Raw genomic sequence first — 22,045 nt, forward strand, 5'->3', positions numbered from 1 at the left:
CTGTGGATCAGAAGCCCAGGATTGGAATGATCTTGTTTTACGTTGTTTTGGGCATTTTTCTGCTGATTGCTCTCAGGGGCCTATATCCATCTGAGACAAGTGTTGTAGTTCCCTACACGAAGTTCCTGGATGACTTCAATAACATTATTGATATAGTTATTTATGACAACGGGAAGGTCATGTACATAACAGGAGATAATCCGAGAAGATCTCTTGAGACTTATGTCCCTTCTCAAACTCTCGTAACCCAGACTTTTCAGAATCACATTGACCGTTTAGCTGAAAGGGGAGTAAATATAACATTTGAACGAGGTAGTGACTCTCTCTTCTGGGTCAACCTGCTAGGTACTATCATTCCTTTGGCGATAATAATTTTCATCTGGTTCTTCCTTATGAGATCAATGTCAGGAAGAAACTCTCAGGCTTTCACATTCACTAAGAGCCCTGCGAAGAAATACGTCAGTACAGACAAAAAGGTGACCTTCAAAGATGTTGCGGGAGTAGAGGAAGCTCAACAAGAACTGGCTGATATTGTGAGCTATCTTAAGGATCCGACTGTTTTTGCTGATACGGGTGCGAGAATGCCGAAAGGACTGTTGCTTGTCGGTCCTCCTGGAACAGGAAAGACACTTCTTGCAAGGGCAGTTGCAGGTGAAGCCGGTGTTCCCTTTTTCTTCATAAGCGGTTCAGATTTCGTGGAACTTTTCGTTGGAGTTGGAGCTGCAAGGGTTAGAGATCTCTTCACCCAGGCTAAGTCCTCGGCACCTGCTATTCTCTTTATTGATGAAATCGATGCCGTGGGAAGGCATAGAGGAGCTGGACTTGGTGGCGGCCACGATGAGAGAGAACAAACACTGAATCAGATCCTCGTAGAAATGGACGGTTTTGATGCAAAGACGGATGTAATTGTAATCGCTGCAACAAATAGGCCCGATATTCTTGACAAGGCTTTGTTAAGGCCTGGAAGATTCGACAAGAAAATCTCCGTTGATCCGCCAGATTTGAAGGGAAGATCGGAAATTCTCAAAATTCACATGCGTGGAAAACCAATAGATCCCGAGGTAGATGTGCAGCTTCTCGGTAGGAGAACTCCTGGATTTGTAGGGGCTGATCTTGAGAACCTGATTAATGAGGCAGCGATTCTATCGGCCAGAAAGAAGAAAAAGATGATAGGAATGACCGAACTTGAAGAAGCTATCGACAGAGTGCTCGCGGGCCCGGCAAAAAGGTCCAGGATAATAAGTGAAAGAGAGAAAAAGATACTTGCCTATCATGAGCTTGGTCACGCCGTGGTCGGATTGATACTTCCAAAGGCCTTTCCAGTCCACAAAGTTACGATTATTCCTCGTGGGACTTCAACGCTGGGCTTCACGGAGAGCCTTCCCTTGGAAGATAGGTATCTCATAACCAAGTCTGAACTCCTGGATAACATGTCTCAAGCACTGGGAGGCAGGGCCGCCGAGGATCTTGTATTTGGTGAAATAACGACGGGAGCTGCAAGTGATCTTGAAAGGGCAAGCGCCATGGCAAGAAGCATGGTTACTCAGTTCGGAATGAGTGAGAGATTGGGGCCAATTGCCTGGGGCAAGGAAGAAGATGAGGTCTTTCTTGGAAGAGAACTGACCAGAATGAAGAATTATTCAGAGGAGATTGCCAGTGAAATCGATTCTGAGGTAAAGACAATAGTTCTTACTTGTTATGAAAAGGCGAAGAGAGTTCTCTCCGATCATAGGAAGAAGCTCGATGAAGCGGCAGATTACCTTCTCCAGAAGGAGACCATCTCCGGCAGAGAACTTGCAGAGATTCTGGAACTGAAAGCCGGCAACTATTATAAGGATGACCTTGAAGCGGTAGATATTGCGCCTGGAGCAAATGCATCAGATCCTGAGATCACCAAAAAACTGGAGTGACTGCCGAATGCTGGATTTCGAGCATTTAAAGTCGTTGATAGGCAAGAAATACACCGAAGCGGTGACTCTAACCGATGTATCGTTGAGATGGTCAGAGAGATACGATTTTGAACTGCTGAACCTCCTTTCCACGAGCGGTTTGATGAAGATTGTTCATAATTGTGGTCACAAAATTATCGCTGACTTTGAATCTGAGTCCCTTGTCTCGGTAGTATCTGAGAGTTTTATCAGGCATCATTCTCCTCTGTTGATGGATGAGGAGCTGTTAGTACATATAAAGATTGAATCCGTTTCTGACAATGCCGAGGTTCGATTTTCGGGGTCGGTAGACCAACTTGGTTCGGAAGCAGGTTCTTTTGAGTTCTCGCGGAAATTCATCTCTACTGACTTTCTCAGGAGAGTGTTTGGTGCGTAGACCGAGAGACAAAAGAAGCTGGGATGAGTACGAATTAGTTTCTAATCTTAAATCTAGGGAACGGTTTATTAAGAATCTGGAGAGTTTTGGAGATGTAAGAGTGGCAATCATTTATCCAAACTCTTATGAAGTAGGAAGCGCAAGTTTGTCAACTCACGTGTTACTGAAGAAGTTTAATGAAATAGGGAGTGTGAGAGCGGAGAGGTTTTTTTACAGCAGTGGTTTTTCGAAGTACTATTCCTTTGATTCGCTTACGCCCCTAGATGAATTCAGAATCTGGTCTTTTTCGGTACATTTTGAACTCGATTTGCTAAACGTCTTTGACATTCTTAATAGGTTCTCCATTCCCCTCAAGAGAGAGGAAAGGAACAGTTTTCACCCGGTAATCCTCATTGGTGGTGCCATGACTTACTTCAGTGACGTCCTTCTTGCCGAAGTTGGTGATGTTGTCTACAAAGGAGATTTGAGCGAAGAGTTCCTCGGTTGTCTCTCTTCTGTAGACCATCGAATGAGTAGAGAAGAGATTGTCGCTGCTATGACTACAAAACGAGTGGAACCGGCCTTCTCGAACTCTCTTGGAGAAAGTGTCTACATTACCCCAGATTCTGTTTTTGGAGATCGATACCTAATTGAGATCGGCAGAGGATGCTACAGAAAATGCAAGTTCTGTGTAGCGGGACACAGATTCGGTAGGCCAAGGTTTAGAGGATTGAAGGATACAATTGATCTCATGGATTCCGTTTCTCCAATAACTAAGAGATTTGGCCTTGTGGCAGCAACGGTTACTGACTATCCGAATGTTGAGGAAGTAGCCGGACACTGTATAGAAAAAGGCTATGAGCTGTCCGTTTCTTCACTCAGACTGGATTCTCTTTCAAGTACTCTATTGAAAACACTTAGGCTTTCAAAGCAGAGCTCATTTACAATTGCTCCAGAAGGAGGAAGTCAAAGAATGAGGGATGCCTTTTCAAAAGGGATAAGTGACAGAGATATTGTGAAGGCGCTCGAACTTGGAAGGGAGAACGGGTTCCGGAAAGTGAAGATGTACTATATTTTTGGTGCGGTATTTGAAGACTCTGAAGACAGGCAAGGGATAGTGAGAACGGCCAAAAAAGCAAAAAGAATGGGATACTCAAGTGTTACTTTGAGTCTCAATCCTCTGATTCCGAAACCGGGAACTCCATTTGAAGGAATGCCAATGGAGTCAATAGGAAATCTTAGAAAGTATGAAAGGGAGATTCGATCGGAATTGGCAATGGAGGGAATAAAGATTGATTTCGAGAGCCTTAGAGAGTCGCAAATTCAATTTGCCCTTGCCAATATCGATAAGGAAAGATGTAGAGAATTACTCGGATACGTAGTACGTGGAATTGATCCAACACCTATTCTGAGCAAATATGCAGAGGAAGTGAATTCGAAACGGAAGGAGTGGAATAAGCATGGCAAAGAAGAGTATTCTGGTCGTTGACGATGAACCTTCGATCGTGGAACTCCTAACTTTCAATCTGAAGAAGGAGGGCTATGATGTACTTAAAGCCTATGATGCCGAAGAAGCATTGAAGATCGCCGAAGATAACGAAACAGACATGTTCATCGTCGATATTATGCTTCCTGGAATGGATGGATTCGAGCTGGTCAGAAATCTCAGAGCCACTGAAAAGTTCAGACAGACACCTGTGATTTTTTTGAGTGCCAAGAGTGAAGAATTCGACAAGGTGTTGGGGCTTGAGCTTGGCGCAGATGATTACATCACTAAGCCATTCAGTGTAAGAGAAGTGTTAGCTAGAATCAGAGCAGTGTTTAGAAGAATTCAGCAAAGTGCTCAGGCAAAAGAGGAAAGGCCAAAGAAGATACTTGCCAGAGATCTTGAGATCGATACTGAGAAGTATGAAGTGAGAGTCAGGAACAGAATGGTAAGTCTCACTCCCTTGGAATTCGAGCTTCTAAGGTTCTTAGCCGAAAACGAGGGAAAAGTATTCAGTCGTGATGTTCTTCTCGACAAGCTCTGGGGATACGATTACTACGGCGATACCAGGACTGTTGACGTACATATAAGAAGATTGAGAACGAAGATCGAAGAAGACGCTTCCAATCCGAAGTACATTATTACTGTTAGGGGCAAAGGTTACAAGTTTAGAGATCCCGGAAAGGAAGACTGATTCGTTGCTTTATGCTGTCCTCGCTACTGTTGCGGTGATAGCTTTTCTCTTTTTGATTCTGTTCAGACACGAAAAACAGAAAAATGAGAGATTAGAAGCCGCCAAAAGGCGCTTCGCGGATCTCGTTGAAGTTCCAAGAAGCGCCGAGTTTATCTTCATATATAAGAAGGTCCAGCAACTGGTCTCGAAAATCGAAGAGGATATGTCCTCTCTTAACGCCAGAATCGAGAATCTAGTCACAATTTTCGATAATCTTAGCGATGCCTTCTTGATAGTAGCAGAGGATGGAAAGATAGAATACGCAAACAAAGCCGCCCAAGAGCTTTCCAGCAAGCAAATTGTTGGAAGAAAAATAAGCGAAGGGATAGATAACTACTACATCGGTGATTTGTTTGAAGATTCGGTTAGAACTCAGGAAAACCAGGAATCCGAGATAACTATATACTATCCCAAGAGAACAATAAGAGAGTGCAAAATAATGAGAGTGCCTCTTAAAAACGACGTTAGATACCTCATACTTTTGCGAGACATAACTAAAGAAAAGGAAGTCGAGGCAATGAGAAGAGACTTTGTTGCCAACGTTTCTCACGAACTCAGGACACCCCTGACATCAATTCATGGGTATGCTGAAACGCTTGCTGAAGATGATCTTGAAGACAAAGAGACGGTCTACAGGTTCCTGTCAATTATCGAAAACGAATCCGCCAGAATGACGAGACTGATCAACGATTTGCTTGATCTGGAGAAGCTTGAATCTGGTGAAGCCTCTTTCAGTAAGGAAGATGTCGAACTTGGAGAAGTAGTCAAGTATGTCATGAGGATTGTTGAACCGCTCGCAAACGAGAAAGATGTCTCTGTCAATGTTGACATGGAAGAGGGAATCTTTGTAGAGGGTGACTTTGACAGACTCGTACAGCTTCTTCTAAATCTGATTGATAACGCCGTTAAGTATACTTTTGCAAAGGAACACGGGCCGAGAGAGATCTGGCTGAGAGCTTTTGCGCAGAACAACCATGCGATGATAGAAGTGGAAGACACTGGAGTTGGGATACCTGAAGATTCTCTAAATCATATTTTCGAGCGCTTTTATAGAGTAGATAAGGCACGATCTAGAAAGATGGGTGGTACCGGCTTGGGGCTGGCAATTACGAGGTTCATAATCGAGAAACACGGAGGCGCGATTTCTCTTGAAAGTGAATATGGAACGGGGACAATCATAAAGGTAAAGCTACCACTTAAGAAGGTGTTTGAATGAGGACATACGACATAATCATGAAAAAGCGAAACGGACTCCCGAACACAAAGGAAGAGCTTTGTTCTCTAATAAGGGGTTTTGTTAGTGGCGATGTGCCCGATTATCAGATGGCAGCATGGTTAATGTCAGTGTATTTTAATCACCTAAATTCAGAAGAGAGATTCTATTTGACAGAAATAATGATTGATTCCGGAGAGAAGATTCAGCTTTCATCCATTAATGGCACGAAAGTAGATAAGCACTCTACTGGAGGTGTCGGGGACAAAGTGACATTGGTTGTTGGACCTATCGTTGCGGCTGCAGGTCTAGTCTTCGCCAAGTTATCTGGAAGAGGTCTGGGTCATACGGGTGGGACTATTGATAAACTTGAGTCAATTCCAGGGTTTGTGACTTCACTGAGTATTGAGGAGTTTGAGCAACAGTCAGAGCGGATTGGAATTGCACTGGCCGGTCAGACTGCACAGGTTGCGTTAGCAGACAAGAAGCTGTACGCCTTGAGAGACGTTACTGCGACAGTTGATGAGATTTCACTTATTGCCTCAAGTATAATGAGCAAGAAACTCGCAATCGATTCAGATGGAATACTGCTTGATGTCAAAATTGGGACAGGCGCCTTCATGAAGTGTCTAGAAGAAGCCAGAGAGCTTGCACTTGCTATGATCGATATAGGAAAGAGGAAGGGGAGGACGACAAAGGCTGTAATAAGCGATATGAATCAGCCTTTGGGGATCGCTGTCGGTAACTCGTTGGAAGTCGCAGAAGCAATAGAGACACTTAAGGGAGCCGGTCCCGGTGACTTCAGTCACCTTTGCAGAGTTATTGCGAGTCAGATGCTAGTAATTGGTGGCGTTGCAAATGTGAAAGATGCCGAAGAGGTTGTTGATCGTCTAATAGTCTCCGGAGAAGCAGTAAGCAAGTTCGATGAATTCGTCAGTGCTCAAGGTGGGCCTGAAGGTTTTTCAGAGCAGTATGACACATATTTCAGAAGAGCCGCTTTTGTGAAGGAAGTCAGATCTAGTTCCGATGGATATGTGAGATCTGTCGACGCAGAATCAATAGGGCTTATCTGTATGAGACTGGGTGCTGGAAGAGCGAAGAAGGAAGATGTCGTGGATCCTTCCGTGGGCTTGGAGGTCTTGAAGAAAATTGGAGATAGAGTCCAAGAGGGTGAGCCTATCGCAATAATTCATGTGAATAATGAAAATATGATTGAGAAGGAGATCGAAGCGATTAAAAAGAGCTTTGTGCTTTCAGAACAGAAGTCCACACCTCCTCCTATAGTCTACGAAGTGCTTTAAGGAGTGCATTCAATGAGACGAATTTTCGTTATTTGTTTTCTGTTTCTTTCGTTCGTTTCCTCAGCAAAGAATCTGATTTATCTCGACGAAAGAGGACAGACGAGGGTATTTACTGATGCAGTAGTTACTGAGCGGTCTATGGATTTCGTTAAACTTGAAATAATTGGAGAGCTCATAAGGGGCGTAGTTGTTTCTCAGTCTCTTCGTCAGGAAGAGACAATAATGATTCTTCCTTCAGGGATCATCGTATCTCTCTCCCATGAGAATCAGAGGGCTACAGTCGAGTTTGGGAGCGAATTTGAAAACTCACTGATTATAAAAGACGACAAGGTCCACGTCAACGCAGAATTGCTTGCGGCGATAACCGGTAAGTCTTTTTTCAGCGAAAGCGAGGCGCTGATACTTTATTCTCAGCCGCTAACTGTCAAAAGTATTGACAATCGGCAGGATTCAATATCGATAACGTTAGACAGAGATATACTTCCAGATTTTTTTACGATATGGTGGACTGGGAGCGGTTCGTTGGCCGTGACTCTAAGGCCCGCGAAGATTGATCCATTCCTGGCATATGATGGAATGACTGTGACCACGGGGAGGGGTTTCGTGAAGATATCTGCTGAGAAACCGTGGCCTGACGTCGAGTATGAGATAAAGGGAAGAACGTTGATTCTTAGGGGAAAGAGTGGAATGGGGAGGACTATACAGCAGGAAACCAGTTTTGATTTTGATCTGAACATATTCGAATCCTATGCGGGCGGTCAGAAATTCACAATGTCCTTCCTTGAAATGAATAGTGCAAAGTTCTCTTTCGAAATTGAGCTTGCAAATGATAGAATCTCCGGACTGGAAAAGGCAACTGACACTCTCAGAAGAAGCGGTGCGCAGATAATGATAAACGGTGGCTATTTCGATCAGAATCAGAATCTTCCTATCGGTCTTCTTGTGAGAAATGGAGAGGTCCTCGGACTCCCTACTCTTGGTAGACCCGCAATTTACTTCACTGAGGAGGGCAGAGTCCACGTTTCCAGGATGGACATAATCTATCTGGCAAGATTCGATGACCGTTTTGTACAGATCACGGGAGTCAATTCTCCGTACAGAGGAGAGGCGGTTCTATACACTGACGAATACCGTAACGGTATCCCAGAATTTGACGACTTCGTTTACCTTTCAATAAGAGACGGTAGGATAATTAGCAAGGGTTTTGTTTCTAGAGTGGAGAAGGGCTTAGATGTTCTCGTTCTTTCACCTTCATCGCTTCAGAAAATATCGGATTCAGTCTCAGTGGGTAGAGCAGTTTCGCTGGAGCTTCTGAATTCCTATGGCGAGAGGATAACGGGAGCCGTCGAAGGTGGACCAATGATCATACATAATAGTAGGCCGGTCACTGATTACGAAAGGAACTACTATTCAGCATCGCTTCTTGATGTCAGAGCTCCAAGAACACTTGTTGGAGTAAAAGTGACTGGGGAAGTTGTTTTTATAGTGATCGACGGCTACCAACAGAGCAGCTATGGCTTAACTTTCAAAGAGATGATAGAATTTTTCAAAGACAAGGGATTCTTTTCCTTGATGTGTCTTGATGGTGGGAAGTCTTCTGTAATGTCTGTGAATGGTGAAATAATCAACTCACCTTCTTCAGGAGTGCCTTCTCTACCCGTAATTATTACTGGGTCGCGTAAATAGATTGAAATAGATTTGGAGGTGGTCAGATATGGACAAGATTCCGATCGATGCCAAAAGAGACATTACACTCATTGGGCACCACGGGTCTGGTAAAACTCAAATTGTTGATGCCATGCTTTTCAATGCAAAGTTAATCGATCGAATAGGCATCCTGGCAACTGATTCTGAAGAAGTTGAAAAAGAGAAGAAAGCAAGTTTCTCTATGGGAGTCACAAGTTTACCCCATAACGACAGCAGAATCTATGTTATCGATACCCCTGGCATGTCGGATTTCTATGCGGAGACTGCAAGCGGCATCTTTGCGTCAGAGAATATTGTGGCGGTCATAAACTCAACAGCCGGGCTAGAGATACAGACCGAGAGGTTTGGGACAATCGCAAAAGAGCTTGGAAAAGGAGTAATTGCGTTCTTCAACATGATGGACAAGGAAAGAGCCGGCTATGAAGAGACCCTTACAGACGTCGCAGACACTTTTGAAAGAACTCCAGTCCTCGTTCAGCTACCGATAGGACGAGAAAACGACTTCAGAGGTCTAGTAGATCTTGTGAAGATGAGGGCATTTATTGTTGAAGACGGAGGAAGATGCAGTGAAGAAGATATCCCCGCGGATCTGCAGTCTTCTGCCGCAGAGGCAAGAACAAAAATGATTGAGGATATCGTCCAGAACGATGAAGAACTGATGATGAAGTATCTGGAGGGAGAAGAACTCTCGACCGAAGAACTGCTTTCAGCCTTCAGGAAGGCCTACCTGGCGAATGAAGTAATACCGGTCCTTCTAGGTTCGGCCGCTAAGAATATTGGAATTCAGCAGCTCCTGGAGTTCGTGATTGAAGTAGGGAGAAAACCTTCTGAGACTTCTGCGAAGCCGGCTAAACTTCTCTCTGGAGAAAGAATTGAAGTCAAGCCCACAGAAGAGGAACCTCTTGTGGCTTACATCTTTAAGTCTGTCGTTGATCCGTTCGTTGGGAAGCTTACTTTTATGAAGGTACTCTCCGGTACTCTGAAGCAGGGGGACTCCTTCGTTGTTGTCGATCAGGATTCCTCTGAGAAGGTTGGTCACGTCATGTTACCAGAGGGTACAAAGGAAATTGAGGTAGATGAGGCAACGGTTGGAGATATAGTCAAGCTGAGCAAACTGAAGAAAAGCGCCGCAGGAAACACTGTGGCTCACAAGGATAGACAGCTGACGCTTGAGCTTCCTTTGATGCCTGAACCGATGATTTCGAAGTCGATTCAGCCGAAATCAAAGGGAGACATAGATAAGATAAGCGGAGGTTTAGCAAGACTGGCTGAATCCGACCCGACTTTTAAGTGGGAAAATGATCCCGAAACCAATGAAACGGTTATCAGCGGTCTTGGTTCTGTGCATCTCGAAATAATGATAGAAAGGCTGAAGAAACTTTTCTCTGTAGATGTCGAAGTTGGAAAACCAAAGATTGCATACAGAGAGACTGTCAGGAAGACTGTTGAAGCTGAATATAAGCACAAGAAACAGACCGGGGGACATGGTCAGTATGGACATGTTCAGATAAAGATTGAGCCAAATGAGCGTGGCGGTGGTTTTGAGTTTATAGATAAAATCGTTGGTGGGGTTGTTCCAAAGAATTACATACCTGCTGTCGAGAAGGGTGTAGTTGAGGCAATGAAGAAGGGCGTGCTGGCTTCTTATCCAGTAGTCGATTCGAAAGTAACGCTATTCTACGGTTCTTACCATGATGTAGATTCTTCAGATATGTCTTTCCAGATAGCTGGCAGGCAGGCGTTCAAGAATGGCATGGGAGAAGCCAATCCCGTAATTCTTGAACCTTTGATGGATGTAGATGTCTTCGTTCCCGAAGAAGCGACAGGGGACATAATGGGTGAGATAACTTCTAGAAGGGGCAGACCAATGGGCATGGAACCTCAAGGGAAGGGTACTTCGAAAGTCGTTGCTCAGGTACCACTTGCGGAAATGCTTGATTTTGCAAACAAGTTAAGCTCCATAACCAGCGGGCGAGGTTACTTTACTATGAGATTCAATGGTTATCAGGAAACGCCGCCCGACGTCCAGCAGAAAATCATTTTGGAGAGACAAAGAGAGCTCGAAGAACAGCAGAAGTAGTAGCGAGACAGTAATTCAAGCGGGGGTTATCCCCCGCTTTCTTTTGAACGGTAGTTGAGTGATAAATGTCATAGACTTAAGACTTCAGAAACCTGGAGGGTAAAATGCATGTGGGTTACATGACATATCTGTTACGGCTATATGGGGTCGGTTCTCTGAAGGAGAAGCGTGCGGTAATTAGACCTCTAATCAGTGATCTCAGAAAAAACTTCAACGCTTCTGTCGTCGAAACCGGTAAACATGATTCGAAGAAGGAGGCGGAATTAACGGTAAGCATAGTTGCAAACGAGAGAGGTGAATTAGATTCACTCTTCCAATCGGTTTGGCAGCGCATTATCTGGAATGGCATTGAGATCATCGGAGAGAATGGAGAGATTTGGTGAGAAGTGGAGGTGAAAAATGAGAAAGGGAATTACTTTTGCAATACTTATTTTTCTTGCGGTTGTTTCGTTTTCCGAACAGCTTTATATTTTCAACGGATTCTCGATTTTGACGGGAGAGCTGACATTTGAGGGGGGAGTAGCTGTCATAGAAGTGCCGTTTGGGGTCCAGGTCTCTCCTGAGACTCTTTCGGTGCTGGATGTGCCGAAAAGCACCGTGATCAACTTCATTCCCGGTGATAGTGTTCAGTCACTATATGAGAAGAGCATCGGAAAGGAAATCAAGTACTTTTTTGACGATGGAAGAGTTGAAATGCTCGAAGTTATCTCCTCGTTTCCTGTCTTCAGAAATTCTTACGGAGAGATTCTTGTTAATCCAAAAGGTTCTCCTGTTTTCACCGGAGAATTCAATCCTAATGGTCAGTTTTTGCTAACCGCTCCCGATAGTTTCAATGGGCGTTCATCCTTTGCATACCAAATGAGAAACAACAGCTGGACCGTGAAGTACTCCCTGTCACTAGAAGATTTTATGATTACCGGTCTTATGGTCGTCTATTTGGAGTTTGATACTGAAGGCAACGTGACTCTGGTTTCTTCTAATCCAAGCTACGGCTATGCGATGAGAGAGATGGCAGCTAAGGCAGCAAATGAATCTTACTCAGTATCTCCCGCTACTTCCGATGCGGAAACTAGACTCTACGACATTTCTGTCCCGTTGAAACGCGGGACCAACCACATTGCTTTCCTCTGCGAGGTGTTTGCTGGAAAGAAGAGACTCGTGTTCAGAGCCAACAGAGGGGAAAGCGGCTTCTCCGGTGTCGATATAGATGTATCTTTGGACGAAGTACCGATTGATCTCCCATCTGGAAACATAGAGATCTGGAGTGGTTCAGTATATATTGGATCTGCTGGAATAGGCAACATAGCGGCTGGGGAAAGCATTACTCTGCAAAGCATCGCCAGATCGATCGAGATCACAGGTAGAAGGAGCTCAGTAACAACGAAAGTTGATTCCAGTCACAGATATTACAAAAACACGTATTATTTGAGAAACCTTTCAGAGGAAACAATAGATGTGGAAATCGAGGACTATCTTGGTCAAAACGCTGATCAGTTTCTCACAAACTTCGGAGGCAGATTCGAATATGTAAAGGAATCGGGAATTTGGTCTGCCACAATCTCAGTCAAACCAAATGAGACAGCGGAGGTTGAGATTGAATATCGAATACGATACGCTAATTGAAGTTGTCCGAGACAAAGCAAGAAAAATGTGTTCCGAAGAGAGACTGAAGCACGTTTTTGGAGTAGAAAGACTCGCAAGGAAGCTAAGCAGAATACACGGTATTGATTCTTCAAAGGCTGGGTTAGTCGCTGTTTCGCACGATATCTTTCGGGATCATGATGAAGACGAGCTCCTACGCTTGTCGGTTTTCTACGGAATAGAAGCCACGGAGATCGAGAGAAATGCTCCGGTTCTTCTTCATGGCAAAATAGCAGCCTTTCATCTGAGGGAAGAACACGGCGTGCAAGAAGACGTTTTTCAGGCTTTGTACTGGCATGTAAGCGGAGTCCCGGGTATGACTCTTCTAGGAAAAATACTTATGATTTCGGATATTGGCGAGGAAGGTAGATCCTTTCCAGAAGCCCTTCAGATTCGGAAAGCGGCTGAGGTCGATCTAGAAAAATCATTTGCTGACGTGATAAGATTGAAGATAGCATGGGCCATTAATACAGGCAGTCTTTTGCTTCCCGAGACTGTATGGACGTGGAATGAATTGCTTGGAGGTGCCAATCATGTCTCTAATTAAGCCAAAGAGACGACGTGGTCCAAAGTTGTTGTGGCTGATTCTCGTTATAGTAATAGTTGTTGCAGCTGGTGCAGGTTACGTATATTTCACAATCAACGGTGTGAAAAACAGCGATGAAATGAAGGCGGGAAATGTCGACTATCTCTTCTACTGGCAGGAGGGTGACGATTCTCTCTACTACTACTTGAGAACTACTGCTGGAGGCAGAACTTCAGTGGTTACTTTCCCTGTCTATGCCACTATTGAGAATTCGCAAGAAGTTCTAGATCCCAAAACGGGAGTGGCAGCAATCGATCTAATCCATAGTTGGCTTGGTACTAACGGTGATTTCTCGTATTTTGCTAACCTCTCTCCTGAGTTTATCGATACGCTTGCCTCCAGGCTTAGTGTTGATGCACTGAATCCCGTTCAGCTAATCGATGCAATAGCACTGAGGGGATTCAAGATACTGGATTACTGGAAGATAGCAGGCTATGCCGAGACCTTCAAGGAGTACGATGGTGCTTCTACCATGACTCCCAAGGCAGTTGCTGTGCTTCTCGAAAGACTCGGTAACTCGTCGAGAATGGCCTATCAACTGGAGACATCGACACAGTTTCCTATGAAGATCTCTGTAGGGGTTGGAGAAGAGAGCATAAGCCGTCTCTATCTAAAACCTGATTCTCTGGAGAACGTAAAGAGAGCACTTTCAAACTGATGAAATCCGTTCATCTCTCATTGGTTGTCCTTGTGATCTTTCAGGTTGTTCTTTTCTTCTTCCTGATCTTTCTGATGTTCAAGGAAGCGTATAGTTCTATGTTGGGGAGAGATCTTGCGGGTGAGACTTTCCTGATAGTTGGGACTGATACCGGTGGAGACTCTGAAAATGCTGTCGGTGGAAGAACAGACTACATATCGGTAGCTTACTTCGGATCCTCAGGGACTTTGTTGCTGAAAAGCATCCCAAGAGACACGATCATTACACACGAGTCGGAAAGAAGAAAGATCAACTCTCTATTTAACTCTTTTGGAATGGAGGTACTAATTCGAGAAGTCGAGAAGCTCACAGAGAGAAAAATCACTGGTTCAGTTTCTATAGACTTCAATACAGTCACTGAAGTAACAAAGTTTTCCGGTCCCATTCGCGTGGAAGTTACCTCTCTTATGCACCACGATGATTTTCAACAAGGACTACACATTCACTTTGAACCCGGTATTCATTTTCTTGAAGGGGAGGATTTGCTCAAATTCCTTCGCTACAGGGAGGCGGATTCGGGAGACCTAGGTCGTATTGAAAGGCAGAAGCAAGTTGTCGAGCAGTTTGTCCAAAACCTGATTAAGGCGGGGCCATCGAAAATAATCGAGATGATAGACTTTGTGATTGAAAGAACTGATATCAGTATAGATAAGAAGTCGCTGACAGATTTGGCAGTTGGGTTTTTCACCGGGCAAAGAGCTGTAAGGTTCACACAAATAGACTACTATATTGATGACAACGGCCGAATAATTCCTTCTGGACCGGGCGAGAATGAACCAGAAGCAGTTAAGGCGGAGGGCGCCTCTCCAAAGATCCTCGTGGTGAACAACATTCCGGACTTCAGCGCAAAATTCGGTGATTTTGCCGAGACAATAAAGGGTCAGTGGTCTTCGCTGGCCGGAGTGAAGGTAGGAGCAACGGGTATCGTTCCTGATGTATCAGGAATTGAGAAGCGTGACACATATCTCTTCATTAACTCGAGAGCTTCTGAGATCAGAGAGCTTTTCTCGAAGGCCCATGTTTATCACAGACCTTTTGTCATTGTTACTTCTAGCTTCGGAGGGCTTGAGTATTACTACTCGCTAATAGATTCCCTGTCGAAAAATAGATTTTATCAATCCGGCTACGATGCATATGTATTGCTTGGTGTAGGAGGAAAGTAACGAGATGAGGAGTATCTTCAGGGATTTCACATACGATTTCTTCGGTATTCTGAACTATCCGAAAGAACAATGGAACGATTTCTGGGTACTTTATAGAGAGAGACATCCAAGAGTTCTCGAAGAATACATGTTCAAAAACAACCTTGACGAAACGTTGCTTGCTCAAGCACTGGATGGCCTTGAAAGGAGAGAAATCGATAGGCTTTCTCACTATTGGGAAACTCAAGGTCCAATCGAAAAGACGAAGGTGCTCAAAGAGCTGGGAAGAATGTCGTCACAACTTCACCTGGAAAGGGAAGACTTCGTGATCCACATACTGGGTGCTCTTGGAAAACAACAACACCTGATTGTTCCAACGTCAAAGGGAAATGTAGTAATGATAGATCTTCTCTATTGCTGGAAAGAGAATACGGTAAGGGACTTCCTTAGTGTGGTTTTAAGTGCTCTTGATGACTTTATCGACTATTCAAGCATGAATGTTCGTCATTATATGCGTGGTTCAGAAAAGGCAGCAAGGCTCAAGAGAGTATTCGAGCGCATTGACAAGAAGGTACAGGGACATTCTCTGGAAGAAAAGCTAACGATTGTTTCGAAGCTGCTTGATAAATTTGTCGATTATTATAATTGGACTGGATTCTATCTTGTTAATAATAACTCCCTGGTTCTTGGTCCCTATGTGGGTGAACCTACCGAACACGTTAAGATCAATTTCGGAAGTGGCATATGCGGCCAAGCGGCGGAGACTAAGAGGGTTTTTCTTGTGCCTGACGTTTCCAAGGAATCCAACTATCTTTCTTGCAGTGCAAGAACGAAAGCAGAAATAGTTCTTCCACTTTTGGTTGGAGGGACGGTAATAGGTGAACTAGACATTGACAGTCATTTTCAAAATAGTTTCGATGATCTCGATCGGGAATTTCTCGAAAAAACTTGCAGACTCCTCATCGAAAGCTGAAAGCGGCTAATATTGGGCGATATAGTTTTGTAACTTTATTAAACTATAAATGACATTTTATCTTTGGCATTCCTTCATAGTATCGATGCTACAATAACTTGATTATTTTATAGGAGGGATGCCGTAGTGCACATTACCCCTGAGGTAAGAAAGGCCGCAAGAGAAGTGAAGACACCATTCTTGATAATGGATATGGATTACGTCAGAAACAACTATTTCGACATTGTAAGCCATGTTAGGAATGTTCAGGTGTTTTACGCGGTTAAAGCGAATTCACACCCCAGGATTATCGAGACTCTTCGGGACCTCGGCAGTAATTTTGATGTAGCTTCTCGCGGTGAGATTGAGAAACTTCTCTCGCTTGGAATTGGTCCAGATAGAATGAGTTTTGGAAACACAATCAAGAAAGTGGAGGACATTGCATACGCTTATTCCGTTGGAATAGATTACTATGCTGTCGACTCTGAAATGGAAGTTGAGAAAATAGCCGCTCACGCTCCCGGAAGCAAAGTATATGGAAGAATTGCTACCAGCGGTGGCGATTGTGACTGGCCTCTCTCCAGAAAGTTTGGAACCGATGTTAATCATGTCATTTCAATAATGGAATATGCAGATCAGCTGGGACTTGATGCATATGGGGTAAGCTTCCATGTTGGTTCTCAGAATTACAACGTCAATAGCTGGGACGACGCGATAAGTGATGCCGCAGAGGTTTTCAAGACTCTACGCTCCAGGGGTATCGACCTTCGAATGTTGAACCTTGGTGGAGGTATGCCAGTTAAACATGTCAGAGAAATCAAGTCTGTCAAGGCATATGGTGACATTATTAACAAAGCGCTTGACAGATATATGTCTTCGATCCCCGATCTTGAGCTTTTCATAGAGCCAGGAAGATCAATGGTTGGGAATTCGGCGATTCTCGTGAGCCAGGTTATTCTCAGAAGCAAGAAGGGTAATGAAAACTGGGTCTACATAGATGCAGGTGTCTTTCACGGCCTCACGGAGACAATCGAAGGGTTCAGATACGAGGTCCTTACCGAAGGAAAGGTTGATGACACAAAGATCTCTTTTCATCTTGCAGGACCCACATGTGATTCTGTTGACACGATCTACCACGAAATTGATTTGCCGAAGAATATAGGCTACGGAGATATTCTGTATTTTATCAACGCGGGTGCTTATACAACAGAATACGCAACCAATTTCAATGGGATAGATGCTCCTAGAGTGCTTTTCGTAGAAGACTTCATAGATGCAAGAACACCAATTGACGGTGATTTCATAGAATAATTGGAGCCCCGAAAGGGGCTCCAATTAAATTATAGAAATTTTCTCAGCCTCTCGAATTCCTCCTGAGAAATCAGATCTCGTTTATATAGTTCCCATAGTACTTTTGAGGCTATCTCTTGATCTTTCAAGCTGCTCAATTCACTCCTGAGCTGAGCTACTCTTACTGTTCTTTCTTCCGATCTTTCGTCCTTTAGGGTGTTCAGTAAAGGAATGTACTTAACAAGAATATCTCTTGAGGTTTCTTCAGGGCTCTTTTCTTTCACCTTTGTATAGACCCTTCTGGAGCGACCAAACCTAACATAGGCAGGCTTTGCAAACCACCCAATGATTGCTCCAACCACAAGACCCCCGATATGAGCTGCGTTACTTATTCCGGGGATACTGAATCCAAGAAACAAGTTTATCAGTATAATGGGCAAAAGGGAATACCCTGTAATCGACTTCAATGCAACCGGAGTGTCCTTCTTGAGCCCTAGGGTGAAGAGGATGCCAACAAGGCCGAAGATCGCACTGCTCGAACCGATTGTGAAAGCATTCGAAAAGGCGGCAGCGCTGAGACTTCCGCCGATTCCTGTGGCAAAGTAGAAGAATAGATACCACTTCATACCGTATACACCTTCGACCACATGACCCAGCTGGAAAAGGGCCCACATATTGAAAAGAATATGCATGAGGTTCCCATGGAGAAAGAGGGCCGTAAGCGGCGTATATATCAAGCCGTTTGAAAGGGCAAACCTGCTGACTCCACCGTATATCGTGATAAGGTCACGATAACTAATTCCCTGAGGACCTCTAAAGAGCCCCATAATTGCAACCAGGAGATATACAGCCACATTTATGACTATCAAAGTTATCGTTGCGCTTCTAAATCGGATCAATTCTTTCCTCCTGCTAAACCAAAAGTCTGATGAGCTTATTGAACTCGTTTTCAGTGAGTAACTGCTTGGAAAGCAAATTTCTGAGCAAAGACCTGGCCTGATCGGATTTAAGACTACCGAGATCTCTGAATAGAGAAGCAATGACCTCTTTTCGTTCTTCACTTTCATCAGTTGAGGCAAGGCTCTCAGAGTATTTCTCAATAATCTCTTCACCAACTGACGTTTGCGTAAGGTTCTTCTTGATCTTCTGAGCTTCCACAGCTTTTTCTCTGAAGGAAACTTCAAGCTCGTCCAGCTTCCTCTCAATCTGATTGTGGAATCTCTGCACAGCAGCGAGCCTGTATCTCATGAACCAACTGAAAAGTCCGTAAGTGACGAGAGTAAAAACTACCATTAGAGCAATAGATAGAGGCTTGATAATCAGCACAGGTATATTCCTGTGTTTGCTCTCGAGTGACTGTATTTTCATCTCATCGTTGTACAAAATCGTGATAAGTTTTCCGTAAAGAAATAGAGCTGCAATTCCAGTTATGAAAAACAACCAGCTGGAAAGAATATAACCAGTACCCAGCAACTCAATGAGCTCGTCTACGTTCGCAGAATTAAGGCCGATGTCCACATGCTCCACAATAGCCTTGATAATGTACAATCCGGTGAAATTCATTGTCAAATAAGCTGCAGAATAGAATACCACCCAGAACCTAGAATTCCCTGTTATCTTGAGCTCAGCGAGGTTTTCCGGTTCAACAAGACCTTTCTTCTTCATTTCTGCCAGATGCCGGTCGCGATTCCAGGCAAGAATATACCATATATATAGACTTATCGTCATTCCAATAACCGACATTGTCATTGAGACTACTGCGCTTGAGAAGAAAATCGAGGCGTAAGTTAGAAAGCCTCCCAGGAAAAATATATATGGCGGAAGTCTTATCAATTTCCTTCCACCATCTCTTTCGTAAGATCTACAGTGATTGTTTTCCCGCTTCTATATAGAACCATTCCTGGTTTTGCTCCTTTTGGTTTCTTGACGTTCTGAACTTCCGTATAGACAACATCTACCTTTCCTGATTGCCTGCCTTTCGAATACTTTGCGGCCAGCATAGAGCCGAAGTGGATTGCATCTACTGAAATCTCAATACCTGCTCTTTTAAGTATAACATGTGCTCCTGGAATACCTCTGGCGTGAAACCAGATATCGTTCCTGGAGGCGTTCTTCGTGATTCCATCATTTTCGACGTTGTTTCTTCCAACGAGATATTTGAAACCATCTCTTTCAAAGATCCTTGGGCCAGATCTCTTAAGCTTTTTCCTTTCATTTCTAGCATTCTTCGGCTTTCGGATTATACCGGCCTCTTCAAGTTCAGATGAGAACTCACGAATTTCATCGATTGATTCGGCTTGAAGAAGCATTTCTTTGAGTTGCTCCAAGTATTCGCTCTCCCCGTGAAGGACTCTCAGCCTTTTCTTAATATGAAGCTCCTTCCTATGAGATTTGCCAAAGTACTTGAAGAATAGCTGAGCATTTTCTGAGGGTGTAAGTTTCTTGTCTAGAGAAATCGTTGTCATCTTACCAGTTTCCCAGTCTTCAAGTTCAACTTCCTTCTGTCTTTCCTTCAGTCTGTATAAGTTTGCGACGAGAAGCTCTCCGTACCTCCTGTATACTTCGTAGTTTTCAAGTTCGGCTAGCTCCTTCTCCAGCTTCTCAATCAATTTGACAATCCGTTTAGAGGATTTCTCAATTTTCCTGACAATGGAAGTCTTTCGCCTGTCAATCTCAGTTTCAATGCCAGCAGATTCGAGCGCGCGCTTTATCGCCTCGGATGCTCTAACTCTCTCACAACGGTTTTTGTGATCGAGTGGGATGGGAGAGATCTCAGTACCATCTTCCCCCTCGAGAATAAAAAGGTGGTTGTCGCTACTATTACTGGAAAGATTACTCAGAAATTCAGCTGCTTCAGAAAGCCTTTCCTCTTCAATCATTTCTGGGGGAATATCTTCGAGTTGAAGATAACCGATGATATTCTCGGCCGTCGCCCTGGAAAAACCTGTAAAGGACTTTCTGATAGCGGACGATAGAATATCGGTCGACTTAAGTAGATGAGACTTGATCTCTTCTCTAGACAGCCCTCTGAGAGATTTGCAGGGTGTGTCAGGAGAGTAATACTTCAAGCCCCGGGCAATGGTTCTCTTAGAGGTCACCATCTCCCTAAAAGCCTGTGCTATCATGTCTTGTTCATCCAGTACAACAATGTTCGAGCCCGGTCCAATAAACTCCATGATCAGCGAGTATTGCTTTTTCTCTCCAAAGGCGTCTCTTCCTTCGAAGTCAAATCTAAGTATCCTGTCCATTCCCTTCTGCTCTAGATTGATTAGGAAGAATCCGTTGAGATGTCTTCTCAAGAAGAGGCTGAACGGTGTTTCCAGTGACGGAGAGTTATGTTTCCTCTCTCCTTTTGCGATGTATGGGGAAGACGGGTTAATTGAGACCTCAATACCGGTTTTCGACAACCTGAAGAAGAACTCCGTCCTACCTATTTGATATTGCTGTTTCAGCTGCATTCCTCTGCTATCCGAGATCTCTGCAGCAGCTCTTTGAAGAGTCAGCCCGTCGAAAACCATGTTTTACTCAGCTCCTCTGAACTAATGAATTTGTGCTTTCCCATTCTGCCTTGAAAAAGTGAGAAGATTGTTGATCCTGATCCTGTCATCATCGTAACTACTGCATTAGGTTTCTCCAACAGGGATTTCGAATAATGGTCTTTGATCTCCGCGAAACGACTGAAAATTGGATTCTGAAATGAGTTTAGTGAATCATTTTTTAGCCTAACGGTATCACGAGCTTTCAGAGCCTCATAGTATTGCCTGGCTCCTCTCTCGTCAATGCAATGAAATGAATCCAATTCATCTATTAGTCTGTATGCCAATACTGTCGAGACCTCAACCTCTGGAAAGCTCAAATCAACTGAATAACCCGTCACATCGCCGGGATAACTCAGAATCTCACCTCTTCCCGAAGCTATGGCTGTTCCGCCTCTAAGAAAGAATGGGACGTCGCTACCGACCGCCGATGCCATTTCGATCACTCTTTCAGTTTCGATCTCGAATGCCTTAGCAAAGAATCTCAATAAAGAAGCGGCATCTGAACTACCTCCGCCCAAACCTCCTCCTGAAGGAATCCTCTTCTTCAATTCCATTCCGATTTCGATTTTTCTACCAGTCTGCCTTTCAACCTCAGCAAGCGCTTTGTGAAGAGTATTCTCATGATTCCAGCTAAGGTCGGTATTGCATTTGAAGTAAGAATCAGTGACTCCTGGAGTAAGGATCAACTCGTCAAATAAGTCTATCGTCTGGAAGACGGTGCTTATGTTATGAAATCCGTCACTTCTCCTCTTATCTACCGCAAGATACAGATTTATCTTTGCCGGGCATTTCAATGAGACAGAAGGTATTCCAAAACTATTTGAGACCATGTTTCCATCTTCTCCCTGTACCTGGAAAGCTTTGCCAGGTCAACCATCTCACCGGTGAACTTCTCCACTTCATTAAATCCGTTGAAATCCACTTCTGCCAAGTAGACAACTCCCATGTGGACCCTGCTTACAGCTGTATGAAGGTCATTCAAGATCCCCATGTAATCCATTGAATGGATGTTAACTGAGACCTCTTCTCGGATTTCCCGTTCGAAGCCATTCTCAAAAGCCTCCCAGGGGAATGCTCCATCTTCTGGATTTATATGACCCCCAACACCTATTGAATACATGTCGTGAAGACGCACTTCGCCTTGTTTTCTTGTTCTCTTCATAAGGAGATGTTCATTCCCATTCTTGAAAACCGCATAAGGTATTATTTGCCTCATCGATTCATCGTTTTCAGCTTCAGAGCGACGTACAAACCTTCCGAATCTCTCGACTCTCATCTTTATCTCATCTAAAGGAAGAGCCAGCAACCCGTTTCGGGTTGCCAGCTCTCCTAGACAGTCAACATCGACTACGAGAACTCTTTCTTCCAAATTTT

20 protein-coding genes are annotated in these 22,045 nt (G+C 44.0%); 15 read left to right on the forward strand and 5 right to left on the reverse strand.

Translation table 11 applies throughout. The annotated features are described in order from the left end of the window. Nucleotides 1–2 precede the first annotated feature (2 nt). The 15 genes from ftsH (at nucleotide 3) to Y697_RS01315 (ending at nucleotide 17,153) form a co-directional block, all read left to right on the forward strand. Nucleotides 3–1,910: an ATP-dependent zinc metalloprotease FtsH gene (gene ftsH, locus Y697_RS01245; protein WP_121549889.1), complete on the forward strand. Its 1,908-nt coding sequence runs from the start codon at nucleotides 3–5 to the stop codon at nucleotides 1,908–1,910. 7 nt (nucleotides 1,911–1,917) lie between these two features. Further along, nucleotides 1,918–2,325 carry a thioesterase family protein gene (locus Y697_RS01250; protein ID WP_121549890.1) on the forward strand — a complete coding sequence of 136 codons (408 nt, stop codon included), beginning with the start codon at nucleotides 1,918–1,920 and terminating at the stop codon, nucleotides 2,323–2,325. Then, complete coding sequence (locus Y697_RS01255; RefSeq protein WP_121549891.1) at nucleotides 2,318–3,793, forward strand: radical SAM protein; 1,476 nt, start codon at nucleotides 2,318–2,320, stop codon at nucleotides 3,791–3,793. The genes Y697_RS01250 and Y697_RS01255 overlap by 8 nt, the downstream gene beginning before the upstream one ends. Then, nucleotides 3,765–4,484, forward strand: coding sequence for a response regulator transcription factor (locus Y697_RS01260; RefSeq protein WP_121549892.1), 720 nt, complete (start codon nucleotides 3,765–3,767; stop codon nucleotides 4,482–4,484). The genes Y697_RS01255 and Y697_RS01260 overlap by 29 nt, the downstream gene beginning before the upstream one ends. 52 nt (nucleotides 4,485–4,536) lie before the next feature. After that, nucleotides 4,537–5,739 (forward strand): cell wall metabolism sensor histidine kinase WalK, encoded by a 1,203-nt coding sequence (locus tag Y697_RS01265; protein WP_259462255.1) that lies wholly within the window; start codon nucleotides 4,537–4,539, stop codon nucleotides 5,737–5,739. Next, nucleotides 5,736–7,037 carry a thymidine phosphorylase gene (locus Y697_RS01270; RefSeq protein WP_121549894.1) on the forward strand — a complete coding sequence of 434 codons (1,302 nt, stop codon included), beginning with the start codon at nucleotides 5,736–5,738 and terminating at the stop codon, nucleotides 7,035–7,037. Before Y697_RS01265 ends, Y697_RS01270 begins: the two co-directional genes overlap by 4 nt. Before the next feature lie 12 nt (nucleotides 7,038–7,049). Then, nucleotides 7,050–8,723 (forward strand): phosphodiester glycosidase family protein, encoded by a 1,674-nt coding sequence (locus Y697_RS01275; RefSeq protein ID WP_121549895.1) that lies wholly within the window; start codon nucleotides 7,050–7,052, stop codon nucleotides 8,721–8,723. A 28-nt stretch (nucleotides 8,724–8,751) separates the two neighbouring features. After that, nucleotides 8,752–10,824, forward strand: a complete 2,073-nt coding sequence (gene fusA, locus Y697_RS01280; RefSeq protein WP_121549896.1) for an elongation factor G — start codon at nucleotides 8,752–8,754, stop codon at nucleotides 10,822–10,824. Nucleotides 10,825–10,928: 104 nt separating this feature from the next. Further along, nucleotides 10,929–11,207 (forward strand): DUF503 domain-containing protein, encoded by a 279-nt coding sequence (locus Y697_RS01285; protein WP_121549897.1) that lies wholly within the window; start codon nucleotides 10,929–10,931, stop codon nucleotides 11,205–11,207. A 16-nt stretch (nucleotides 11,208–11,223) separates the two neighbouring features. After that, the gene (locus Y697_RS01290; protein ID WP_121549898.1) at nucleotides 11,224–12,447 is read left to right on the forward strand and encodes a hypothetical protein; all 1,224 of its coding nucleotides are present in this window, start codon (nucleotides 11,224–11,226) and stop codon (nucleotides 12,445–12,447) included. After that, entirely contained in the window at nucleotides 12,419–13,012 is a 594-nt protein-coding gene (gene yqeK / locus Y697_RS01295; protein WP_121549899.1) for a bis(5'-nucleosyl)-tetraphosphatase (symmetrical) YqeK, read from the forward strand. The genes Y697_RS01290 and yqeK overlap by 29 nt, the downstream gene beginning before the upstream one ends. Beyond that, the gene (locus Y697_RS01300) at nucleotides 12,999–13,709 is read left to right on the forward strand and encodes a hypothetical protein (protein ID WP_259462256.1); all 711 of its coding nucleotides are present in this window, start codon (nucleotides 12,999–13,001) and stop codon (nucleotides 13,707–13,709) included. Before yqeK ends, Y697_RS01300 begins: the two co-directional genes overlap by 14 nt. Nucleotides 13,710–13,783: 74 nt before the next feature. Beyond that, on the forward strand, nucleotides 13,784–14,911 hold the full coding sequence (locus Y697_RS01305) for an LCP family protein (protein ID WP_259462257.1): 1,128 nt from the start codon (nucleotides 13,784–13,786) through the stop codon (nucleotides 14,909–14,911). Nucleotides 14,912–14,915: 4 nt separating this feature from the next. Further along, nucleotides 14,916–15,863: a GAF domain-containing protein gene (locus Y697_RS01310; RefSeq protein ID WP_121549902.1), complete on the forward strand. Its 948-nt coding sequence runs from the start codon at nucleotides 14,916–14,918 to the stop codon at nucleotides 15,861–15,863. 126 nt (nucleotides 15,864–15,989) lie between these two features. Continuing rightward, nucleotides 15,990–17,153 (forward strand): type III PLP-dependent enzyme, encoded by a 1,164-nt coding sequence (locus tag Y697_RS01315; RefSeq protein WP_121549903.1) that lies wholly within the window; start codon nucleotides 15,990–15,992, stop codon nucleotides 17,151–17,153. Nucleotides 17,154–17,182: 29 nt separating this feature from the next. Here Y697_RS01315 and Y697_RS01320 read toward each other — a convergent pair whose 3' ends face one another. From Y697_RS01320 to Y697_RS01340, 5 genes are read right to left on the reverse strand one after another with little or no spacing between them, the layout of a single operon-like run. After that, the gene (locus Y697_RS01320) at nucleotides 17,183–18,031 is read right to left on the reverse strand and encodes a rhomboid family intramembrane serine protease (protein ID WP_121549904.1); all 849 of its coding nucleotides are present in this window, start codon (nucleotides 18,029–18,031) and stop codon (nucleotides 17,183–17,185) included. Between the two features lie 13 nt (nucleotides 18,032–18,044). Then, the gene (locus Y697_RS01325) at nucleotides 18,045–18,965 is read right to left on the reverse strand and encodes a hypothetical protein (protein WP_121549905.1); all 921 of its coding nucleotides are present in this window, start codon (nucleotides 18,963–18,965) and stop codon (nucleotides 18,045–18,047) included. Continuing rightward, entirely contained in the window at nucleotides 18,962–20,650 is a 1,689-nt protein-coding gene (locus Y697_RS01330; RefSeq protein WP_121549906.1) for an NFACT family protein, read from the reverse strand. The genes Y697_RS01325 and Y697_RS01330 overlap by 4 nt, the downstream gene beginning before the upstream one ends. After that, nucleotides 20,632–21,501 carry a 4-(cytidine 5'-diphospho)-2-C-methyl-D-erythritol kinase gene (gene ispE / locus Y697_RS01335; protein ID WP_121549907.1) on the reverse strand — a complete coding sequence of 290 codons (870 nt, stop codon included), beginning with the start codon at nucleotides 21,499–21,501 and terminating at the stop codon, nucleotides 20,632–20,634. Before ispE ends, Y697_RS01330 begins: the two co-directional genes overlap by 19 nt. Further along, nucleotides 21,462–22,040 carry an NUDIX domain-containing protein gene (locus Y697_RS01340; RefSeq protein ID WP_121549908.1) on the reverse strand — a complete coding sequence of 193 codons (579 nt, stop codon included), beginning with the start codon at nucleotides 22,038–22,040 and terminating at the stop codon, nucleotides 21,462–21,464. Before Y697_RS01340 ends, ispE begins: the two co-directional genes overlap by 40 nt. Nucleotides 22,041–22,045 lie beyond the last annotated feature (5 nt).

It is taken from the genome of Mesotoga sp. BH458_6_3_2_1 (genome assembly GCF_003664995.1).
GTDB lineage: Bacteria > Thermotogota > Thermotogae > Petrotogales > Kosmotogaceae > Mesotoga.